This window comes from Clostridium sediminicola (genome assembly GCF_050402865.1).
GTDB lineage: Bacteria > Bacillota > Clostridia > Clostridiales > Clostridiaceae > Clostridium_AF > Clostridium_AF sediminicola.
Map to the genome: position 1 here is coordinate 1 of NZ_BAABMF010000069.1, position 874 is coordinate 874.

Here is an 874-nt window from a genome sequence, read left to right on the forward strand (position 1 = left end):
CTACTGCCTTAATACCTTCTTCTACCATAACCCCTGATGCAATAATAGTTAAATCTATCCCCTCTTTAATTACATTACCCTTGCCAATTGTAAAGGTAGATCCTTCTTCATATAGTTTTGCAACATTCTTACGAGCATATCTTATGTAGACCATACCATCTTTCTTAGCAACATCTTTAAATAACTCCTTAGCAATTACAGGATCAGATGGTTCTACAATAGTCATTTCAGGAATTGATCTCATAATAGCGATATCTTCAAAAGGCATATGGGTTCCACCATTGAAGGCTGCCATAATACCAGGGTCACTACCAATTAGCTTTATATTTGATTTAGAATAACCTCCTGAAATGAATACTTGGTCACAAGCTCTTCTTGATATAAAAGGAGCGAAAGAATGAACAAAAGGAATTCTTCCAGTTGCTGAAAGACCTGCAGCAACACCTACTGCATTTGCTTCTTGAATACCACACTCTATCCATTGCTCTGAAAATGTTTGCATAATAGTCATCATATTAAAGCCTAAAATAGATAATCCTAAATCTGCTTCTACATGAACAATTTTATTGTTTATTTCCATATTTTCCTTTAAAAATTCAAAATATGACTCCGCCATACTCTTAGGATTTTTTTCATTGCTTTTTGATAAAATAATACCCATTATTAGTCACCTTCCTTTATTTCTAACAAGATAATTCTGCTTTAATTTCTTCAATTGCTGCATCAGCAGCTTCTCTGGTTACTGGAATATGATGATTAAAATTATCCACTGCCCAAACAATACCAGCACCTTTAACAGTTTCAAGGATAATCGCAGTAGGCTTGCCCTTAGTTTCCTTTGCCTTTGCAATGGCGTCTTTAATTGCATTAAAAT

General features: G+C 34.3%; 1 protein-coding gene and 1 pseudogene. Both read right to left on the reverse strand.

Features of this window, described 5'->3' with window-relative positions; genetic code table 11:
• On the reverse strand, positions 1-661 hold a 661-nt coding region (locus ACQ3F0_RS26740), incomplete at its 3' end, for a transketolase family protein (RefSeq protein ID WP_428868867.1).
• Positions 662-683: 22 nt separating this feature from the next.
• Positions 684-874: pseudogene (locus tag ACQ3F0_RS26745) on the reverse strand (transketolase); the annotation flags it as partial.